We start from the raw sequence: 19,620 nt of genomic DNA on the forward strand, positions 1-19,620 counted from the left end.
GCTTTAGCGAAGGACGTTTTATGCAACTTGATATTTGGCTTACGATGCTGGTCGCATCCATTCTCATCAGTGTTTCCCCAGGAGCAGGTGCGGTGGTTTCTATGAATTATGGACTCAAATACGGGCTCAAACGCTCTTATGCCGCCATTATGGGGCTTCAAATGGGGCTTTTTGTGCAAACCTTTGTGGTCGTCATTGGACTTGGCTCACTGATTATGAGCTCACTTCTGCTGTTTAACATCATCAAGTGGATTGGTGTGATTTATTTGATCTTTTTAGGGGTGATGAAGTTCATTGAAAAACCTCAATTGCCAAGTGATGCCGCCAATATCAAAGCATTTTCAGCGTCCAAAGCGTTTGTTCAAGCCACGCTCATTAACCTCACCAACATCAAAGCAACAGTCTTTTTGGTGGCGTTTATCCCCCAATTCCTCAACCCAAATGAGCCGCTTTTAGGGCAATTTGTCATCATCTGTTCCACACTCATTGGCGTGGACATCATCGTGATGACAGGCTACAGCTCCCTTGCTTCACGCCTTAAAAACGTCATCAAATCCATTCGCGCAATTCAGATTCAAAACCGCCTAACAGGCGCTTTTTTACTCGTAGCAGCCTTTTTTATCTCAACCGCAAAAAGGGCTTAAGCGAACGTCTTGGCGTAAACCTCTTCATCAAATCCCACCAAAAGCGTTCCATCTTCGCACTCGACGATGGGGCGTTTGAAGAGGAGTTGCTCTCTTAAAAGCCAGCTTTTCTTCGCTTCATCGCTGATCTCTTTGGTCAGGTTCAACGTCTTAAACTTTGTGCCTTTGGTGTTAAAAAGGATGGAAAGAGGTTTTTTGGATAGCCACTCTTCCAGTTTTGCTTCGCTGATTGCAGTGGTTTTAAGATCGACAAAACTGTAAGGAACGACCTTCTCTTTAAAAAACGAAATGGCTTTTTTCACACTGCCACATGTGGTAATGCCGTAGACTTTAATCATTCTAACTCCTCATAAAATTCAATGCGGTTGCGCCCTTTTTGTTTGGCAAGGTACATCGCCTTATCGGCTTCGCTAAAAACACGCTCTTTGTTAGATGAATGTTGGCTAAAAAGCGAAATACCAATGCTTACACTACACTCATGCGTAATGACGCGCAAATCTTCTTCAACATCGAGCACAAGTACATACGGAGCGTTTACATGTAAACGAATTTTACCTGCAACTTTCAGTGCTTCTGCTTTGGCGACACTCTCCTCTTCCCCCAAATCACGCAGGGCTACCAAAAACTCATCGCCACCAAAACGTGCCACTAAGTCTACCTCTCGGACACAGGCACGAATCCTTTTTCCCACTTCGATCAACAACAGATCACCTGCATTGTGACCATAGGTATCGTTGAGCGGTTTAAAATTATCAAGATCAAGCACCAACAATGCCCCATGTTTTTGCATGCGTTTGGCATGGGCTATCATCGTAGCAAACGTTTCATGAAACATCCTTCGATTGGGCAGATGCGTCAAGGAGTCATGGTACGCAAGCTCTTTGATCAGCTCTTCACTCTTTTTGCGCTCTGTAATATCCGTCGAAATGCCACACAAACCGTAAATGACTCCCTCTTCGTTGTAAAGAGGAATTTTTGTCGAGATACACGTGATCGTTGTGGCGTGATCCTTAAGCACAAACGTATCTTCAGAGGTTCTCTTATGCCCAAAATGGATCACCTCTTCGTCTATTTTACGAATCATCTACGTTGTTTTGGCATTAAAAAAGAGCTCATCGTTTTGCCCTATGATCTTCTCAGGGCTCATTCCCAAATGCTCGCAAGCTCTTTTGTTGGCATACGCATAACGATACTGGACATCTTTAATGTAAATAAACGCATCAACGCTGTCTAAAATCGTATTGAGTTTGGCTTCACTTTGCATCAACCCTTTGGTGCGTTCTTGGATTTTTTCTTCGAGGGCTACATTATTCGTGCGTATGTAAGCGATCATTTTGATGAACTCTTGGGAAAGCGCTTCAATTTCAGCACTGCCTAAAGGGGCGAGATCCACCTCATAGTTACCTTTTTCAACCCGTTGCATGGAGGATTTTAGTTTTTCAAGAGGAGCGATGATTAAAAAATGCAACGCCCCTGCGACAAAGATTAAAATCACTAAAAAGAGCAGACAAAGTATCGGGAAAATCGAAAAATCCTTGGCGATTTCCAGCTCTTTTTCATCAATAAGCGTCAAATTGAACCATTCAACCTCTTGGAGAAAACTCATCCCCAAGAGTTTTTTCGACCCTTCATACTCAACCCAAAAGGTACGAATGTCATCAGGATGAGCACGAAGATACAGTATCGCATCACGAATGGCATCTTTATCTTCCGCCCTTGTGAAAAACTCCGTAATTTTTTTATGCCCACCAGCGTTTGTTTTGAGGTTTTCATCGTATTTCAGATGGGTATCTCGCTCTAATTGAACATCTAAGTGGCGGTTGATAAAAAAGTTTCGCACCCCCTCTTGCTCAATGCCCACCGATTCTCTCACAAAGCGGGTAAAATCCAGTCCTGTTCCAACAATGCCTAAGAGTTCACCGTTTTCTTTTAAATCATAATTGATCCAAATGTACGTCGTACCCAAAAATTCATCGGTATCAACATTGATGCGGTAGGCTTGATTGTCGCTCAAAACATCGTAAAACCATGCGTCATTTTTTTGGCTTGAGGAGAGTTTGTACTGAAACTGTTTGCCAGCATAACTGTTCTTGGCATCATTGAAGTAGTAATTTTCACTTTTGGTAAACGCTGCAAAATAGCTTTGGCTCTGAAATTTTAAACGATACGCCTCTAAAACAGCGATGCCATTCGTATGTAACAGCGGGTCTTTATCACGATGTGCCATAGCAAGCAGTGCGGGCTCTTTGGCCATCTCTTTGATAATCTCAAGCTCATGCACAAGCGGTAAAAGCGTGCGATTTTTATCAAAAAGAATCTGTTTTTTGATAAAACGCTCTGCCCATTTTTCATTGATCTGCTCTAACACATGCTTAGAATATGACCAAACCGTAAGCGAAAAGAGGATAAACAAAGCAGTCATAAAGATAAAAAGTTTTACTTTGAGACTCATTGTCACGCCCTCTCTTTCCTGATGATTTGAATTATAACCATTTTTTGTCACAAATACGAATGACATCTTGATGTTAATTTCAACCTGTAAGCATCATTACTCTATAATAACAGCACTTTTTTACAAGTTGGAACCCATGAATAATCTCTCTCGCGAAGCACAAGGCTACATCTACGCACTGATGGCATTTGGTTTTTGGGGCTTAATCCCGATCTATTTTAAACTAATCGCGTCGGTCTCACCTGCGGAGATCTTGGCACACCGTATTATCTGGTCGGTGGTGTTGCTCTTTGGCATGATCCTTTTTAGTCGTCAATTTAGTGCGTTTACCCTCCTCATTCGAGACCTCCACAAGATCAAATACCTCGTCCTCACAGCCCTGCTTGTCTCCATCAATTGGCTCGTTTTCATCTGGGCGGTAAGCCATAACATGATCGCAGAATCCAGCCTTGGCTACTACATTAACCCACTGGTCAATTTTGCACTGGGCATCATTTTTTTCAAAGATCGCCCCTCCTTTTGGCAAAAAGTTGCCATTGGTTTAGCCTTTGGTGCGATTGTGTATCAAGTCGTTACGCTCGGCTCCATCCCCGTTATTTCACTCGCATTAGCTTTTAGTTTTGGCTTTTACGGGATGATTCGCAAACAGATCAACCTGCCTGCCATGAATGGGCTTTACATCGAAACGCTCATTTTATTGCCTTTGGCGCTGCTTTATTTTAGCTACCTTGTTGCCACAGACCAAAACGCGTTTGTCTTTCCACCCAATGGCGTTTCATGGCTTTTACTGCTCGCTGGCATCATCACCGTGCTTCCACTATTGTGGTTTAATGCCGCTGCCACACGCATTTCACTGATCCACATCGGCTTTTTTCAGTACATTAGCCCGACCGTTTCCTTTTTGTTAGCTATTTTTGTTTATGATGAAGTTTTACTTCCTGAAAAACTGACGACGTTTGTGCTGATTTGGATTGCGTTAGCCATTTTTAGCATTGATGGGTATATGAAAAAAAGAGCTTCTAAAGAGGGTTAAATGAAAATTTTAGTCGTTGAAGATGATGCCAAAATCGCCTCGTTCCTTAAAAAAGGACTCGAAGAGGAGTATTTTTGTGTCGATCAGTGTGACAACGGTGAAGACGCGATCTACTTAGCGCAAATGGGTGCTTACGATGTGATCATTTTAGATATTATGCTGCGAGGTGCGCAAGGCGATCAGGTTTGCCAAAAGATTCGCGAAAAGAAACTTACAACGCCTATCATTATGCTCAGTGCCAAAAGTACGATCAGCGATAAAGTGAGTCTGCTCAATTTTGGAGCCGATGACTACTTGACCAAACCGTTTAGTTTTGAAGAACTTTTGGCGCGCATTCATGTGCAACTACGCAAACATAACGCGAAAGAGTCTGTGCTCAAAGTGGCAGATTTGGAGCTCAATCTTTTGAGTAAAACGGTGATGCGTTCAAGTGAGCACATTGTTTTAACCGCCAAAGAGTATGCCCTTTTGGAGTATCTGATGCGCCATAAAGGCTCCATCATCGAAGAGCGCGCTTTAGAAGAGCAACTCTTTAGCAGTGACCAATCCATCAACAGCAATATCATCAATGTTTACATGTACCGCTTACGCACAAAAATCGATAAAAATTTTGAGCTAAAGCTCATTAAAACCCACCGTAATTTAGGATACTCGATCCATGAAAACGCCCTTTAAAAGCCTTAGATTCCGTCTTTTGGCGGCACTTTTTGTTATCTTATCTGCTCTGTTTTACAGCTTTGGCTATTTGGTCATTTATACCCTTGAAACGTCGTATCAAAAAAGCATTGAAGCGACGTTATTTACCGTTTTAAAAGACATTAAACACGATTTTGAGGAAGATCCAAACAAAGAGATAACACTAAATGAAGTCAAAGAGGAGTTTGCCATTCCGCTCTTGTATGCGCAAGTGGTCGCGTATGACAGCATGTCAAATGCCCCACAGATCCTCTCGCGCTCAAGCGATCTTAAAGAGCTGAGCTTGAAAATTGAACCTGGCATCATTCAAGAGATCTTTGAACAACCCGGTGAAATCGCCTTTTCCCTCGCCTTGGAGCCGAATCTTAGCCCTCATAAAATCTATATTGGAACCATGTTTTTAGCACAAAATGAGTACCAAATGCTCTTTTTGCAATGTGCCATTCCCTACGATAATCTCACACCACAGATCCAAGAGATGATTACAACGCTGAGTATCGGGCTTTGCGCTTTGCTCTTAATCGTTCTTGGTTTAGCCTACATGCTCATCTCCAAATCGCTCTCCAACGTCTCGCATGTCACCAATGCCGCTAAAGCGATGCGAGGAGAGATGGCACATTCCATCATCCCTAAATCGCACATCGCTTATGAGATAGACGATCTCATCGAAACGTTTAACACACTTCTTAGCGAACTTCAACACGCGTACGCACAAGTCAAACAGTTTGGACAAAACGCTTCGCATGAGCTCAAAACGCCCCTCACCATCATCAAAGGCGAAGTCGAAGTCGGGCTTCGTAAAGAGCGAACCATCCCCGAGTATGAGCAAATTTTAGAAAAAGTGGCGAAAGAGGTTGGGGTTTTGCATGAAGTCATCGAAAAGATTCTCTTTTTATCGAGCAACACCAAAAATGATCTTAAAAAACATTTTCATGAGGTCTATCTGGATGAAGTTTTACTCGAAGCCATCGAAGAAAAACGTCCTTTGTGTGAACCCAAAGGCATTCACCTCATCGTCGAAACCCTGCAAGCACAAAACCTCAGAGGCAATGCAACCCTTTTAAAAATCGCCATTGCCAACCTCATCGACAATGCCATCAAATATTCACCCCAAAACGCCACGATTCACATCAGCCTTAACGCGCACGAGCTGAGCATTAGGGATGAGGGAATGGGCATTAAACAAGAGGCTATTGAGCATGTTTTTGAGCAGTTTTACCGCACCCAAGAGAGCAAAGAGATTGCCTCGGGGAGTGGATTGGGGCTTGCGATTGTTAAAAATATTATCGATCTGCATGATCTTTCCATCACCCTTGAAAGCAAAGAGCAAAAAGGAACACACGTAAAAATCCTCTTTTAATTCATCTTCCATTCATGCTCATGCTCTAAAATTTCCTTATCTTTTAAGGTAAGGAAAACCTATGCTTTTCTCTTTTTTCAAATCCCAAAGTCAAAGGGCCATTTTTATGACTGCCCTAGGGATTGCGCTGTTCTGCAACATCACGTTTTTTTCAAAACTGTTTCACTATGCTGTGAATGAGCATAACTATTTTCTAGCGTTGAGCGCACCTTTTATTCTTATGCTGATGCTCATTGCTATCTTAAATACTCTCTTGCTTTTCACCTCTAAAAAGTTCTTTCGCCTAAGTCTTGTTGTGCTGATTTTTGCTGGTATTTTGGGCAGTTATTTTATTGATTCTTTTGGGGCTATCATCGATGCCAATATGTACACCAATATTTTTCAAACCGATAGCGGTGAAATACTCGATCTTTTAACACCCAAGCTTTTGCTCTACATTGGGGCTGCCGCACTCATCTCACTTTGGATCCTCTTTAAAGCGCCTATACGGTTTGAAAGTTTCACCCAAGAGTTTGCGCAAAAAGCGCTGGTACTGATTGTCTCTCTCCTGATGGTTCTGGGCGTTTATATGAATTTTGGCAAATCCTACAGCTCCTTTTTTAGAAACCATAATGAGCTTAAAATGTACATAAACCCCTACTACCCCATAGCCTCTTTTGTGAAGTTTGCCTACAGTAAAATCAAACCAAAGCCGGTATTTAGCACTATTGCTATGGATGCAACGCGCCCTATCCATGAAAAGAAAAAACTGGTTGTATTTATCTTAGGTGAAACAGCACGTGCGCGTAATTTTGCGCTCTTTGGGTATGATCGCCCGACCAATCCTCTGCTTTCCAAACGGGATGACATCGTCTTTTTAGACAATTTTGCCTCCTGTGGAACGGCAACGGCGATCTCGGTGCCGTGCATGTTCTCCAAATTTGGTAGAACCAATTGGAGTGAAGAGAAAGAATCGTATGAAAATATCGTGGATGTGCTTGCCAAAACAGGCGTGCGCGTCATCTGGAGAGACAACAATTCAGGAGGCGACAAAAAAGTTGCCAAACGCATGAGCGATGTCGTGAACTACGGGGGAAAAGGGTTTGATGATGTCCTGCTTCGTGACTTTCAAGCCAACATCGATAAGCAGTATAAAGACACGTTTGTGGTCTTGCACCAAGAAGGAAGCCACGGACCGACCTACTTTAAGCGCTATCCTGATACGTTTAAAACATTCACTCCAACCTGCGATACGCAAGATTTGGAAAAATGTACGCAAGAGATGATCGTTAATACCTACAATAACACAATTGCGTACACCGATTACATCATCAATGAGACGATTACGCAGCTCAAAGCCAATGAAGACAAATATGACACCACGCTCATTTATATCTCCGATCACGGCGAGTCTTTGGGTGAAAATGGCGTCTACTTGCACGGACTTCCCTACATGATCGCTCCTGAAGATCAAAAGCACGTACCAGCACTCTTTTACTTCAGCGACAAAGCCAAGCGTGAAGCCTTACATGTAAAAGCCGATGAGCGCTTTTCACAGGACAATCTTTTCCACACGCTCTTAACGCTTTTTGAGGTTAAAACCAGCGAATACAAGCCAAACCTAGACCTCTTGCGCTAGGTTTGTGCTATACTTTTTTATCTTTACATGTAAAGTGAAAAAAGCATGCAACACTCTTTTGATCCTGTGTACAACAAACACTCAAACGTGCTGATTTTAGGCACGTTTCCCTCCGTTAAATCGCGTGAACAGCACTTCTTTTACGGCAACCCTCAAAACCGTTTTTGGAAGGTAATTTCCGCCATTACCAACGCACCGCTTCCCATCACCATCGAAGAAAAAAAAGCGATGCTCTTAGCTCATGGCATTGCCATTTGGGATGTCATTCAAAGCTGCGATATTACAGGCTCCAGTGACAGCAGCATCACAAACGTGGTACCGATGGATTTTGCAAAGATTCTAAGGCACGCTTCCATCAAACAGATTTATGCCAACGGCGCAACAGCTGAAAAACTCTACCAAAAGCACTGCGAAGCAACGACAGGAAGAGACATCATCAAACTCCCTTCCACCAGCCCTGCCAATGCCGCATGTTCTTTGGAAAAGCTGATCGAAGCGTGGAGTGTTATCTACACATAGCGTTGCCTTCTTTTTCATCATGCGCCCTCATAGCGCTGTGTTATAATGTCTCTCATAGACCAAAAAGGGGGCTTTGTGGTTTCACAACTCATTCAAGACAGCGCTATTTACATCTATTTTCAACCGATCGTCTCCATTCGCAGTGCCAAGGTAATCGGTGTTGAAGCGCTGATGCGCGCGCACGATAAGCACAACGAACCGCTCTCACCTATTTTTGTATTTGACCAAGCCAAAAAAGAGCATCTCTCGTTTGAACTCGACAAATACGCGCGAACCAAAGCGCTTGAAACCTTTAAACCACTGCTGGATGCTAACAAAGAGCTTTTGCTCTTTCTCAATTTTGAATCGCACCTGCTCGATAGCAAAATCAGCTTTGATGACTTCGCCTTCTGCTCACTCGCCAATGATTTTGGTATTCCGCCCTCGCACATCGTCATTGAGATCAAAGAGTATCAGATCGAAGACACAGAGCGTCTCAAACAGTTCTGCGACTTCTACAAAGATCGGGGATTTTTAATCGCTCTGGATGATTTTGGTGCGGGCAATGCCAATTTTGATCGCATCTCCACCGTACGTCCGCATATCGTTAAAGTCGATCGATCGCTTGTGTTTAATGTGCATCTCAATTTCATTCACAAAGAGATTTTAAAATCCATCGCCAATATGTGCTTTAACATCGGCGCACTCGTACTGGCTGAAGGGGTGGAAGAGGAAGAGGAAATTTTGCGCTCTTTAAAACTCGACATCGATCTTTTTCAAGGGTTCTGGTTTGCAAGACCCAGTGCAACAATATTTGATAAAGCGCTTGTGGATGAAAAAATTACCCACATTGGAGCAAGACATACTCAAAATGTCAAATCTTCCATGCAACGCAAAGAGATCTTAATCGAGAGTGCCAAAGCCTACACACACGCGATTATCGAAACAATTACACAAAAACATCAACCTGATCTGTTCGCGTTTCTAAAAGAGTTTGAGATCATCGAAGCGATCTACTGCATCGATGCCCAAACAGGCATTCAAGAGGGCAATACGATCATCAGCGCGGACACCAACGAGTTTTTCCAACCCGCACGAAATGGCGACAACCACGCACTTAAAGAGTATTTTTACATCACGAAAGAGTCCAAACGAGGCAATTACCTCAGCCAAAAGTACATCTCTAGGGCTTCGGGTCGCATGTGCCGCACCTTCGCTCAAAAATTTGCGCATGAAGGCAAAGAGAGCATTTTATGTCTCGATCTTAAAGTGCAAACGCTTTAAGATCGTGGGAATGCCACAATAAACCTAGCGCCAATCGTGCGCTCTTCGTGGGTGATATTTTCAACTCGGATGCTACCTCCAAAGCTCTCGTTCAAGATCATTGAGCAGATGTAAAGCCCGATGCCACTGCCTTGCATCTTCCCTTTGGTGCTAAAATAAGGCTCAAAAATGCGCTCCAATAAGCTCTCCTCAATGCCACCTGCGTTATCTTCCACACACAAATGCACCCCCTCTTCATTGCTCCATGCCACAAGGCAGATCTGTTTGGGCTCAATTTCCTTGGTGCTAAACGCATCTTTGGCATTGCTTAAAAGGTTGAGGATGACTTGCTGTAACTCATTGGCTAAGCCATAAACCTCCACCGTTTCATCAATGTTGAAGGAGAGGGCAATGCCTTCATTGCGCAGTTGTATGGCGGTAATATTGGTTGCATAGCGCACCGCTTCGTGCAGCTTAAATGCTTTTTTCTCTTTATTTGGTTTGTAAAAATCCATAAAATCGTTGATGGTACTGCTCATCTGCTCGGTCAGTGACTCAATCGTATCAAACGCGCTGTGAAATTTTTCATCGCTTAAAGCGCCTAAGGCATATTTGCATCTAAGATCGAACGTTGTGAGATTGAGCACATTGAGCGGTTGGCGCCACTGGTGGGCGATGTGTCCGATGATTTCGCCCATGGCGGCGAGCTTGTGTTGCTGTACCAGCATCGCCTCTTGTACTTTTTGCACGCGCCTTGATTCCACCATCTCGGTCACATCAAAAACCGTCATGATTTTATAAGGACCTCCAACGATATGCTCCAAAAGCCCTTCGGTCGCATAAACGTCGATGCGCTTGCCGCCTTTTCGTACTAACTCCATTTCTCCATCGTGCGCCGCTTCACAGTGAGAGAGAAAAGCATTGTGATGAAGCTCTGATTCATCACGTAATGCCTCAGGAACAAGCAGATGAAAATGTCTGCCAATCAACTCTGCATCGTTGTAGCCGTAAAGTTTCGCAAACGCAGGATTAAGTGCCACAAAACGCCCCTCTTGGTCTAACAAAGCGATGCCAAGATTGGCGGTTGCGAAGATCTGCTCGTAAAAAGCTTCACTCTCTTTCTGATCACCCTCTTCGTGAAAAAGGAGGCTATGAGCACACGAAAGATCGGCGTCACGTTCCTCCAAAGCAGGCGTAGCAATAGGCCAAAGGAAGACGATATAGCCTTGTTTGCAACCCTCTTCAAGCAGGGGATTGGCTCTGACAGACACATCGATCCATCTGCCATCTTTGGTTAAAAAAACCTCTTCGCCCACATAGGTTTTATCTTGCAAAAACGCTTTGTAGATGGGGCATTGTAAAAGCCCTTTTTTTTCGTGATGTGCGTGAAAGATAAAATGGCCAATTTTGCCTAAAAGTTCCTCTTCACTGTAACCTAAAATCGTTTGAGCTGCGGGGTTAAAATGGGTGATTTTGCCATCACTATCAAAGGCGTAAAGCCCTTCACTCATCGAGTCATAAAACTGTTTTAAAAACTTATGGGACATGGATAGACTCCTTTGCTAAAGGAAGGCGTACCTCAAAAACGGCGCCATCGTTTTCATTGTACGCGATGATTTCACCCTCGTGTTGCGTAATGATTTGCTGCGCGATATTGAGCCCAATGCCAATGCCAGAGCTCTCTTTCGTACTCTCAAATGGCTCAAAAATACGCGGTAAAATCGCAGCATCAATGCCTCCAGCGTTATCACAAAAACGCACCACAACCGTTTGATCTTCTTTAAAAATCTTTACATGTAAAGTGCGTTTTTCAAACGACTCGATCTTGACAAGCTCATCTAACGCATTGTTTAAAATGATCACAAACACCTGCTCGATGCGCTGTTTTTGAACGTTACATGTAAAGTGGTATTCACTTTTAGAAAGGCTTAGATCAAAGATTTTATCATTCATAGAAATAGCAACAATTTGCTTTGAACGGTTGTACGAAAGGGCTAAAGAAGCGCATAAAAGTTCAAACAGATTGACCTTCTCTTTTTGTTCACGACTCTTTTGCGATGCCTCACGCATCGTCTCGATAATGCTTTCTATTCGCTCAATGCCCTCTTGAATGGATTTGCTATCTTTGAGCATCAGATTTTTACGAGAAGAATCCGGCAGCGCCGCCATAATGTCTTCCACCAGCATCTCAAAATTGCCTTTGACATACGTCAGTGGCGTGTTGATCTCATGCGTAATGCCCGCTGCCATTTGACCAATGGCGCTAAATTTGGCATTGCGTACCATCTCTTCTTGGTAGATTGCTTGAATTTTAAGATTTTTATCCAGCTCTTCACGAATACGATTTTGCAGGTAGATTTCTTGTTTTTCCGCTTCGGTCATATCGATGAAAACACCCACAAACCCGTCAAAAATACCATTGCGCATCATCCGTTTTTTTTGGATTTCCAACGTTACTTCTTGGTTGGTAAGGGGTGCGATGGTCGTGGTTTTATAGACGTGAAGGTTACATGTAAGCATCTCTTGGTCTTTTTTAGAGAGCCTCTTAGCGATCTCGGCAGGGTAGAGATCAAACACCGTTTTGCCCAGAACATCCTCTTTTTTCAAACCAAAATAGGCACAATACGCCCGACTGCATCCGATGTAGCGAAAGTGGCGATCTTTAATAAAAACAGGCACAGGAATAATGTCCAAAATCGTTTCGATGTCGCGTAATTGCTTTTGGTATTTGAGGTTGAGCTTTGCAATGGTATTGCGTGATTTGACGCGTAAATTAATATCTCGAATGCTCCAAATACTGTAGCTTTCTTCTGTATCGACAAAGCGCCTGCCATAAAGTTCCGCCCAGAAACTTTGACGGTTTTTGGTGCGCAAACGATACTCAAGGCTTGAGATACTTTCAAAATTTCCCTCATGAAGGTACTCTCTCCACCATTTCTCATAACGCTTAGGCGTTGTAAAGAGTTTTTTAACGTACAAGCCCAGTATCTCGTCGCGCCCATAGCCCAAAAGCTTGCTAAAGGTCTCATTCACTTCAATAATACATTGGTGTGCGTCTAAAACCATATAGGTAAGATCGGAATTGTCAAAGAAGAGTTTGGCTTTACTCGCTAAGCGCTCTAGCTCTTTTTTTTCAGCAATGGCGCACTCTAAAATGCGCCTGTTTTGGCTTTTAAGAACGGTAATTTCTTGCTCAAGATCGCGGATCTTAGAGAGTAAATCTTTCATACAAGACGCTACTGAACCAGTTCGTAAATCTTCTCTTCTAAGGCTTTCATTGAGGAAAATGGTTTCATAATGTAGTGGGTTGCCCCTTCGCGGTGCGATTTGAGCACTTTATCAAGCGTGGAGTACGCTGTCATCATGATGATTTTAAGCTCTGGTGCTTTTTCATGCAAACTTTTAAGCACATCCAACCCATTCATCTGTGGCATCATAATGTCTAAAAGCACCACATCGTAGCTTTTATCGATGCGAGAAATTGCATTATGCGGGTTGGAAAAGGTCGTGACCGCAAAACCTTGCGTTCGACTCAAATACTTTTCGATCATATCCAAGATCTCTTGCTCATCATCAATGACCGCTACTTTAATCGTTTTTTTCATTCATTATCCCCTCACCTGTTTGTCAAAAAGATGCTCTTTGGCTTCGAGCATCAACGTTTTTGCTTTTTCATCGACCATCGCGTCCAGTGTCGTAAAAACAGTTCCACTCGCACTTTCGATCTCTTTGACCATTGCTTCAATTTCAGCTTTTGAACAGATCGCTTTCTCGCCGCCACACTCTTTGGCTAAACGATTGGCTAATTCATGCACTTTTGCATGCGGGTTTTCCAGTTTTCCAAACGAAGCTGTTTTGACAAATTCCTCTTTGCCGATTCCCTGTTCATACCAATGCCCCAAACGGCACTCGTGATGTGTGGTGGCTTTAAAGTCAGTGTGTTCACCAAACAGAAGTGCATAGAGATTGTTTTTATAGATCACATGGTCGATTTTCGCGAGCGATGCGAAGATTTTATCGCTCAGATGACTCACTTCAAACATCGATCTCGTCGCATTTTTCTCAAAAGAGATGATCTTGATTTTAAGTGCGTCGGTCTGCTCTTTGGTGGTACGCGCAATCACGCTCACCTCTTCGGTACTATGCTCAGAGTGCGAAGACTCTTGTTGCATCGTTTGAACGACCATTGCGATCTCTTTGGTCGCTTTTTGCGTACGTTCAGCTAAGTTTCGCACCTCATCGGCAACGACAGCAAACCCACGCCCATGTTCACCTGCGCGCGCGGCTTCGATGGCGGCATTGAGCGCTAAAAGGTTGGTCTGATCGGCAATATCTTCGATGAGTTGCACCACACCAGAGATCTCTTTGCTTCGGGTTAAAAGCGACTTTGCATTGCTGAGCACATCACTCATCAATAGACTTAGTTTATCCATGGCGGTGGAAGAATCATTGGCAAGGTTGAGTCCTTCGCGTGATTCTTGAGAGATTTGAGCTGACTCTGTTTTCATCACTTTTAGGTCATCCAAAATTTCAGAAAAGGTCGTTTGAGAGTTTTTAAGCGCTCCTGCAATGGAGTTTTGATGCAGGCTTAAGATGTTGCTGTCTTTGGCGTTGCGAACATCGGTTTTGATGATGCTATACGCGACAAGTTCAGGGCTTAAACGTTTGGAAAGAACTGATCCTTGGCAACCATCCATGCTGACATGTTCCATCGATTCGTTCAAAAGTGAGGCTAATTTAGCAGGCTCTTTGATCGTTATTTTGGCAAGGTCGTTTTGCATCACGATCTTTTTAGCGCTATCAATCACAACGATCATCTCTTCTTGCGAGAATTGAGAAAGTGCGAGAAGACGCTCATTTTCTGCTTTCAACTGTGCAACTTCATTTCGCAAAATCGCAAGTTCTTCAGGCTCTTTTTTCTTAAAAAACATTAATGACTCCACTGAAAATTAGTTAAAGTATAGAATATAATTCTAACATTAATATTACGTTACATGTAAATAAAAATGATGCTATTTTAACCTTTTTGTCACGCGGTGTTACATTTAATGCAAACTCGTCACAGACGCATAGGCACACTCAATTTTTGACGCAATATCGCCTCCTTTTCTATCCATGAAATCTATTTGTATTTTATAGATTAATTCGCCTTGAAGGTGAAACGCAAAGACCAAATAGCCTGCATACTTCTTTGCATCTTTGGTTTTTTTGCCAGGATCTAAAAGATCATTTTCATACAGTAAAACCGATAGCACAAGATCACTCTTTTCCTCTTCTTCTCCAAAACGTTTGACGATTTTCTCCTGAAGTGCTTCGGTATCGACATAGTTGAAAAGCTGCGTAGGTGTGTAACGAGATGGCTGGATGGAAAAGAGAAGATGAATGCGCTCCGTTTTCAACTGCTCTTTGAGCGCTTCAACACGATCCGTGTGATAAATTTTTTCAAACACAACCACTTCTTGATGGCACGCTATTCGTTGTGCTGTAGCTTTTGGCTTGGTAATCTGCTTGTAGATAGCAGATCCCAAAACCAAAACAAGCCCAAAGAGAATTAAATATGTACCTCTTTTAAGCATGAGAAATTACGCGTGGGCATGAAAATGGTTGCACGTATGTGCCAACCCTCTTTTAGAGAGAGCATTGTCATTTCCATGTTGATGGTTGTGCGCATGTTTGCCACAACAGTGGTGCTTTTTCCCGTGATGAGAAGCACCCTCTTCCTCACCGTGCTCGTGCTCTTCACCCAAAAGGTTCATGTAATTCACAACAGTGACCTCTTCAAGCAATCCCTCTTTGAATTTTTGAAGCACCTCTTCAAGCTCAACACGCCCAGCACCAGCAAAATAGATTTTAATGCCAGCACTTTGCAACGCATGAAATGGTTTCTCACCCAAATGGTTTGCGATGATGCTCTTAATGCCTAAGCCTTGAAGCCAACGCGCTACTTTCATACCACCTTCGGCTGCATTAGCGTGTGTGGTTATCGTCCCTGCATCATCAATGATAGAGAAAAACTTTGCTTTTCCAAAAAGAGGTGAAAGTACCCCTTTTTCTTTGTCCGTCTTAACTGCAACTGCGATCATTTTAAACTCCTTATTTGGTCATATGTTCAGAATCATAGCACTTTAAATGAACATATGTCAAGTATATTTCAAACAATCTATGCTATGATACTTTTACAATTAGACTTTTTGCACAACACATTTTGCAAAAAGAAAAAGCACCAAAGGTGCGTGGGCTCTCTGCCAAAGAGAACCCAGTGTTAACGTAGTCTTTGGAGCTTTGCTTTAAAGACGTGTAAAGCGTTCTGCAAGGACGCTATTTAAAAAAAGGAATGCAATGCCTCGCCACAAATGCCGACGTGCTACTTCGTATCAACCGCTGATTACCCGTTTTATGCCCAAAGGTGGCGTACAGGAGGAGTCTGTTACGTTGATTCCTGAAGAGATAGAAGCACTGTATTTGATGGATTTGTTGGATTTGTATCAAGAAGCTGCTGCGGCTAAGATGGAAGTTTCCCGTCCAACTTTCGCGCGCATCATCAAAACCGCACGTCAAAAGGTCGCTTTAGCCCTTCTTTGCGGACATCAGTTGCACCTCGAAGTGAAGCGTGATCGTTATGTGATTGCGTTTTGTTGCGATGAGAAAGAGCGCTATGAGAACCTTCATCCGAAGGGAAAATACCTCTTTATTTTTACCGTGCAAGATCAAAAAATTGAGCACTTTCTCTGCTTGGAAAATCCAGCGCATGAAAAAGAGGTCAAGCCACCGCTCTGCCTCACCCCTCTTTTTCAAAAACACGGCGTGAACTTTTTTCTCACTGCAACGTTAGGGCAAGGACTCAAAAATACCCTTGCGAGCGGAGGCATTCAGGTTATCTCCAAAGCGAGCATTTCAGAAGAGGAGATCCCTAAACTTTTTTGACCTAATAAAACGCCAACAACGCGACACCAAAAAGAATGCGGTAGATGCCAAAACTGACAAACGTAAAGGTTTCTAAGAATTTCAAAAAAAGTTTGATGGTTGCGTACGCGACGAGGAAAGAGACCACAAATCCCACGGCTAAAACCGCAAAATTTGTATCGGTAAACAGCTCGCTTCGATGCTTCACAAGGTCATACGCTGTCGTGGCGCACATCACAGGAAACGCGAGTAAAAACGAAAACTCAGCACTCGCTTTACGTGTCAAACCCACAAGCATCGCACCGATGATGGAAGCTCCTGCACGCGACGTGCCCGGAATCAGTGCAAAAACCTGCGCGATGCCGATCCAAAGGGCTTGTGTGTAACTCACCTTTTCCACATCATCGATAAAATGCTCTTTAGGCGTGTAAAACTTCTCCACCACCAAAAAGACGATGCCGCCGATGATGAACATTAGTGCGACGATCTCAACGCTAAACATCGCTTTGACCTGTTTGGCAAAAATAAATCCCACTAAACCAAGAGGCACAAATGCCACCGCAAGCTTCATCCACAGATCAATTTTTTTAGGAGAAAACTTCTCTTTGTAGTTCAAAACCACCGCCAAAATCGCCGCAAACTGGATGATAACCTCATACGCTTTGACCATACTGTCTTGTTTAACACCCAGCCAATCCCCGACGATAATCATATGCCCCGTTGAAGAAACAGGTAAAAATTCGGTGAAACCCTCGACGATTCCCATAATGATTGATTGAAAAATATCCACAAAAATTCCTACATGTAAAATAAGAATGGATTGTAACATAAGCCATGTTAGAGTTTTAAAAAACCTTTACATGTAAGATGAAACGGAGAAATTTCCTCCTAATTTGGTAAAAGATATTTTACCTCTTTTTAATGTTAAGCAGATTACAATACTTTAAACGCTGTTGGTCTAAGGCTTAGACATACATGAAGTAGCACCTCTTTTTTACCTGCTGACCGCTTTACATGTAAACCCCCACAGCACATATTTTCACACAAGGAAAGACAATGGGTGTTGAACTTCACAAAGAGTTATTGAGTAGTATTGGTGTTGACGTTGAGCGTCATGCAAAGATGATGGGTATGGGACTTGCAGGCTATCAAGCAGGTTTTATGAGCCAACAAAACCGTCCAAAAGGTATGGCATATTTTGACTGGTTTATGAGCGAAATCCAAGCAGAACGCATTGCTGAGATCAACGCACTTAAAGCGCAAAAAAAACCTGCGGTGGGAACCTTTTGTATCTTCGTTCCTGAAGAGATTGTTGTAGGAGCAGGAGGGGCGTGTTTTGGACTGTGTGGCGGAGCCAATCCTCCCATCGCAGATGCAGAAACCGAACTGCCTCGCAATATCTGCCCTCTCATCAAATCAGCCTACGGCTTTAAACTTCAACACACCTGTGCGTACACACAATCAGCCGATTTTATCTACGGTGAAACCACCTGTGAAGCGAAGAAAAAGACATGGGAACTTTTAGGAAAACATCACCCTGTGCATGTTATGAACATCCCACACATGAAACGTGAACGTGATCTTAAAATGTGGCAAGAGGAGATCAAAGAGTTTAAAGAGCACATTGAAGAGGTGACGGAGAAAAAACTCAGCCTTGCTGAAATGTTGAATGGTGTCAAACTTATCAACGCGAAACGTGACGCGATGAAACGCCTTGATACCCTTCGCGGCATGCACCCAGACATCATGCCTATCAGTGGTAAAGACGCGCTTTTCATCAGCCAAATGAGCTTTTTAGATGACCCGAAACGCTTTACTGGGAAAGTAAATGAACTCTGCGATGAACTTGATGAACGCATTAAAAACAGAGTGAGTGTTTTCCCTGAAAACACCCCTCGCATCATGGTTTTAGGCACGCCTATCGCGCCACCAAACTGGAAACTTCACACGGCGGTTGAAGGCTCAGGTGCGTGCATCATCAACGAAGAAGGGTGCATCGGACATCGTTATTTTAAAGACAATGTGGACATCGAAGGAGTACAAAGCGAAGACGAGCTTTACGCGCGTTTAATGCAACGCTACTCCAAAATCGACTGTGCCTGTTTCACGCCAAACACAGGCAGAACCGATAAAATCGTTCAAATGTACAAAGACCGCAAAGCCGATGGTGTCATCTACTACACACTCTCTTTCTGCCACACCTACAATGTCGAGTCACACCTTGTCACCGAAGCGTTAGCGAAAGAAGGCATTCCGTGTCTTGTCATTGAGTCGGATTATTCTCCCGAAGATGCAGGACAGATCAAAACGCGTGTTGAAGCCTTTTTGGAGAGCATCACGTTTAAACAAAAAGCCGAAGCGTTCGCAAACAAATAATGTTTTGGGGCGTAGACATAGGTTCGACCTATACAAAAATCATTGGTATCGGAAGAGAGAAGGAGATCACCCATCATGCGGTGATCCCAACCATTTTTAACCAAGATGTCATCGTCGGCGAGTATTTGGCAGACAAAGAGGTTAAGATGCTCGTCGCCACAGGCTATGGACGGCATATGCTTGGAGATTCGCACGGTGCGCCCGTCATCTCCGAGATCAAAGCCCATGCCAAAGGGGCATACTTTTTTCACAACGAAGTCAAAACGGTCATCGACCTAGGCGGACAAGACAGCAAAGTGATCAAAATGGGTGATGATGGCGGATTTACCGACTTTCGCATGAACGACAAATGCGCGGCTGGAACGGGAAAATTTCTCGAAATCGCCGCCAATCGTTTAGGGCTTGACATGCAAACCTTCGCCAACGCAGGCTTTGATGCCGACAAAGAGCTGACCATTTCAAGCATGTGTGCCGTTTTTGCCGAGTCGGAGGTCATCTCCCTCATCGCCAAAAAAGAGAGTTTGGCAAACATCTGTTGGGGTGTCCACGAATCCATCGCCTCACGTTTAGCTTCGATGGCTAAAAAGTTCGTCGTCAAAGAAAAGGACTGCATCGTCTTCACAGGCGGTGGCGCACTCAATCCTTTTTTACACCATATGCTAGAGCTTAAACTTGAACGTACAATCCTCGTCCCAGCGCATCCACAACTCATAGGCGCAGTGGGTGCGGCACTTTCGGGATTTGAGGTGGTGCAGTAATTTTTTTACATGTAAAGGT

The 19,620-nt window shown here is 43.5% G+C and carries 20 protein-coding genes and 1 pseudogene; 10 read left to right on the top strand and 11 right to left on the bottom strand.

Annotation, left to right across the window (positions count from 1 at the left end; all coding sequences use genetic code 11):
* Window positions 1–20 precede the first annotated feature (20 nt).
* Window positions 21–644, top strand: a complete 624-nt coding sequence (locus tag SMUL_RS13905) for a LysE family transporter (protein ID WP_025345862.1) — start codon at window positions 21–23, stop codon at window positions 642–644.
* On the opposite strand, the gene SMUL_RS13910 is transcribed toward SMUL_RS13905, so the two are convergent.
* Genes SMUL_RS13910 through SMUL_RS16815 form a run of 3 tightly spaced genes read right to left on the bottom strand, consistent with a single transcriptional unit; the run spans window position 641 to window position 3,096 of the window.
* Window positions 641–982: an arsenate reductase family protein gene (locus tag SMUL_RS13910; protein ID WP_025345863.1), complete on the bottom strand. Its 342-nt coding sequence runs from the start codon at window positions 980–982 to the stop codon at window positions 641–643. The genes SMUL_RS13905 and SMUL_RS13910 overlap by 4 nt on opposite strands.
* The gene (locus SMUL_RS13915; protein WP_025345864.1) at window positions 979–1,728 is read right to left on the bottom strand and encodes a GGDEF domain-containing protein; all 750 of its coding nucleotides are present in this window, start codon (window positions 1,726–1,728) and stop codon (window positions 979–981) included. The genes SMUL_RS13910 and SMUL_RS13915 overlap by 4 nt, the downstream gene beginning before the upstream one ends.
* Window positions 1,729–3,096 (bottom strand): HAMP domain-containing protein, encoded by a 1,368-nt coding sequence (locus SMUL_RS16815; RefSeq protein ID WP_158506031.1) that lies wholly within the window; start codon window positions 3,094–3,096, stop codon window positions 1,729–1,731.
* A gap of 136 nt (window positions 3,097–3,232) precedes the next feature.
* Between SMUL_RS16815 and rarD the strand changes: the two genes are divergently transcribed.
* The 6 genes from rarD to SMUL_RS13945 all read left to right on the top strand — a co-directional run bounded on the left by rarD (window position 3,233) and on the right by SMUL_RS13945 (window position 9,585).
* Window positions 3,233–4,129, top strand: coding sequence for an EamA family transporter RarD (gene rarD, locus SMUL_RS13920; RefSeq protein ID WP_025345866.1), 897 nt, complete (start codon window positions 3,233–3,235; stop codon window positions 4,127–4,129).
* Window positions 4,130–4,804 carry a response regulator transcription factor gene (locus SMUL_RS13925; protein ID WP_025345867.1) on the top strand — a complete coding sequence of 225 codons (675 nt, stop codon included), beginning with the start codon at window positions 4,130–4,132 and terminating at the stop codon, window positions 4,802–4,804.
* Entirely contained in the window at window positions 4,788–6,185 is a 1,398-nt protein-coding gene (locus tag SMUL_RS13930) for a sensor histidine kinase (RefSeq protein ID WP_025345868.1), read from the top strand. Before SMUL_RS13925 ends, SMUL_RS13930 begins: the two co-directional genes overlap by 17 nt.
* A 61-nt stretch (window positions 6,186–6,246) precedes the next feature.
* The gene (locus SMUL_RS13935) at window positions 6,247–7,803 is read left to right on the top strand and encodes a phosphoethanolamine transferase (protein WP_051492706.1); all 1,557 of its coding nucleotides are present in this window, start codon (window positions 6,247–6,249) and stop codon (window positions 7,801–7,803) included.
* A 45-nt stretch (window positions 7,804–7,848) separates the two neighbouring features.
* Window positions 7,849–8,322 carry a DNA-deoxyinosine glycosylase gene (locus tag SMUL_RS13940; protein WP_025345870.1) on the top strand — a complete coding sequence of 158 codons (474 nt, stop codon included), beginning with the start codon at window positions 7,849–7,851 and terminating at the stop codon, window positions 8,320–8,322.
* A gap of 75 nt (window positions 8,323–8,397) precedes the next feature.
* Window positions 8,398–9,585, top strand: a complete 1,188-nt coding sequence (locus SMUL_RS13945; RefSeq protein WP_025345871.1) for an EAL domain-containing protein — start codon at window positions 8,398–8,400, stop codon at window positions 9,583–9,585.
* Here the strand turns inward: SMUL_RS13945 and SMUL_RS16820 are convergent.
* From SMUL_RS16820 to SMUL_RS13975, 7 genes and pseudogenes are all read right to left on the bottom strand, one after another.
* Window positions 9,582–11,111, bottom strand: coding sequence for a PAS domain-containing sensor histidine kinase (locus tag SMUL_RS16820; protein ID WP_025345872.1), 1,530 nt, complete (start codon window positions 11,109–11,111; stop codon window positions 9,582–9,584). The two genes, SMUL_RS13945 and SMUL_RS16820, sit on opposite strands and share 4 nt — an antisense overlap.
* Window positions 11,101–12,792: a PAS domain-containing sensor histidine kinase gene (locus SMUL_RS13955; protein ID WP_025345873.1), complete on the bottom strand. Its 1,692-nt coding sequence runs from the start codon at window positions 12,790–12,792 to the stop codon at window positions 11,101–11,103. Before SMUL_RS13955 ends, SMUL_RS16820 begins: the two co-directional genes overlap by 11 nt.
* An 8-nt stretch (window positions 12,793–12,800) precedes the next feature.
* On the bottom strand, window positions 12,801–13,169 hold the full coding sequence (locus SMUL_RS13960; RefSeq protein ID WP_025345874.1) for a response regulator: 369 nt from the start codon (window positions 13,167–13,169) through the stop codon (window positions 12,801–12,803).
* Between the two features lie 3 nt (window positions 13,170–13,172).
* On the bottom strand, window positions 13,173–13,607 hold the full coding sequence (locus SMUL_RS17580; RefSeq protein WP_235674122.1) for a CZB domain-containing protein: 435 nt from the start codon (window positions 13,605–13,607) through the stop codon (window positions 13,173–13,175).
* Window positions 13,599–13,997: pseudogene (locus SMUL_RS17830) on the bottom strand (methyl-accepting chemotaxis protein); the annotation flags it as partial. The pseudogene SMUL_RS17830 and the gene SMUL_RS17580, both read right to left, overlap by 9 nt.
* A 612-nt stretch (window positions 13,998–14,609) precedes the next feature.
* Window positions 14,610–15,140, bottom strand: coding sequence for a hypothetical protein (locus SMUL_RS13970; protein WP_148295310.1), 531 nt, complete (start codon window positions 15,138–15,140; stop codon window positions 14,610–14,612).
* Window positions 15,141–15,146: 6 nt separating this feature from the next.
* On the bottom strand, window positions 15,147–15,647 hold the full coding sequence (locus SMUL_RS13975; RefSeq protein ID WP_025345877.1) for a NifB/NifX family molybdenum-iron cluster-binding protein: 501 nt from the start codon (window positions 15,645–15,647) through the stop codon (window positions 15,147–15,149).
* 256 nt (window positions 15,648–15,903) lie between these two features.
* On the opposite strand from SMUL_RS13975, the gene SMUL_RS13980 reads away from it, so the two are divergent.
* Window positions 15,904–16,488, top strand: a complete 585-nt coding sequence (locus SMUL_RS13980) for a DUF134 domain-containing protein (RefSeq protein WP_025345878.1) — start codon at window positions 15,904–15,906, stop codon at window positions 16,486–16,488.
* A gap of 1 nt (window position 16,489) precedes the next feature.
* On the opposite strand, the gene SMUL_RS13985 is transcribed toward SMUL_RS13980, so the two are convergent.
* Window positions 16,490–17,257: an undecaprenyl-diphosphate phosphatase gene (locus SMUL_RS13985; protein WP_025345879.1), complete on the bottom strand. Its 768-nt coding sequence runs from the start codon at window positions 17,255–17,257 to the stop codon at window positions 16,490–16,492.
* Between the two features lie 266 nt (window positions 17,258–17,523).
* Here SMUL_RS13985 and SMUL_RS13990 point away from each other — a divergent pair, with 266 nt between their 5' ends.
* Both SMUL_RS13990 and SMUL_RS13995 read left to right on the top strand, forming a co-directional pair.
* Window positions 17,524–18,843, top strand: a complete 1,320-nt coding sequence (locus tag SMUL_RS13990) for a double-cubane-cluster-containing anaerobic reductase (protein WP_025345880.1) — start codon at window positions 17,524–17,526, stop codon at window positions 18,841–18,843.
* Window positions 18,843–19,601, top strand: a complete 759-nt coding sequence (locus SMUL_RS13995) for an acyl-CoA dehydratase activase (protein ID WP_025345881.1) — start codon at window positions 18,843–18,845, stop codon at window positions 19,599–19,601. Before SMUL_RS13990 ends, SMUL_RS13995 begins: the two co-directional genes overlap by 1 nt.
* The last annotated feature ends 19 nt before the right edge of the window (window positions 19,602–19,620 follow it).

The organism is Sulfurospirillum multivorans DSM 12446 (assembly GCF_000568815.1).
In the GTDB taxonomy this organism is placed as follows: domain Bacteria; phylum Campylobacterota; class Campylobacteria; order Campylobacterales; family Sulfurospirillaceae; genus Sulfurospirillum; species Sulfurospirillum multivorans.